Here is a 1120-nt window from a genome sequence, read left to right as displayed (position 1 = left end):
CTCGGTCTGTTTACACTGTAGGCGCGTCAAGTGAGGGAGTCGCTGTAGCGCCTGTCACCCCGTCCCGCTTATAACACACGAGACACTCTCGGCGCCCAGACCCTCCCGCGCTACGCCCCCTGCTCACTCGCATCTCAGCCATGGCCAAGCTTGCTGCCTTCCTCGCCGCCGCACTGCTGCTGGCCTCGGGAGCTGCTGCGCTGGACCTGGCGACTTTCCTGACAGACCCCAAGTATGCGCCCTTCGTGAGGCTGGCCTCTCAGACCAGCTGCATCACCGACCCTGCAGTGACAGGCACCCCTCCCGCCTTTGACCTCGACCTCTGCACCTCGCTGCTGGGCGTGCTGGACGCTCTGAACCAGGGGCAGACCAACCTGGCCGTCCCCACCTGCGAGCCGGCCTGTGCCGACACCTTTTACAAGCTGTCCACCGAGTGCCTGACCCAGCTGACCGATGCCTTCAAGAACAACCAGGCTGACCCCATCGGCATGCTGGGCGTGCCGTTCCTGGAGTCGTGCGCCGAGGTGCACAACAACCCCGACATGGGCGGCGGCGCCCCGGGCATCGCCCCGTCCCCCGCCATCGCCCCCTCGCCCGCCGTGGCGCCCTCCCCCGCGCCCTCGGCTTGAGCACGCTGCATGAAGCCACGGCCGGCTGCTGTCCCGAAGAACGCCCTTGAACTCAACTGGCTGGGACAGCCTTGGCTGGCACCCATGCAGTCACCAGCTGGCCATCCGAGCACTGGCAACGTGTCTTTACCAGTGTCGTCCGACGTCCTGCCTGCTTCCGCTCTGGGATTGCCCCAGCACATGCTCACAGCCCTTCTGGGCTCCTGCATCGCTGCATCTGCCGGGCCCAGGCCCACTTGCCCCATCCCCTCCCCTGCGCGATTTCTCCCATATGCGATTCCGTGATCCGTCCCCGTCCATCTTGCCAAGGCACCAGCGCCGGCAGATTGCTCGGCGCCCGCCCGGTGGTGAATTGGTGTAATCTATGGGTCCATTGCACTCCTCCTCCGGCCTTGCGTCTCTCGTCTAAACAGCCAGCTTTGGGTTGCTCGCTGCCTCGCTAACCTCTTGTGTATGACCGTTGCGTTGTGAAGCTGAGCAGTACATTTCAG

General features: G+C 64.8%; 1 protein-coding gene. It reads left to right on the top strand.

Annotated elements, in window-relative coordinates:
- Nucleotides 1-140: 140 nt before the first annotated feature.
- On the top strand, nt 141-629 hold the full coding sequence (locus IP76_RS18110) for a hypothetical protein (RefSeq protein WP_054159647.1): 489 nt from the start codon (nt 141-143) through the stop codon (nt 627-629).
- Nucleotides 630-1120 lie beyond the last annotated feature (491 nt).

It is taken from the genome of Rhizobium sp. AAP43 (genome assembly GCF_001296045.1).
GTDB lineage: Bacteria > Pseudomonadota > Alphaproteobacteria > Rhizobiales > Rhizobiaceae > Allorhizobium.
The sequence above is the reverse complement of the archived record's forward strand: the minus strand, read 5'-3'. Positions and strand labels throughout refer to the sequence as shown.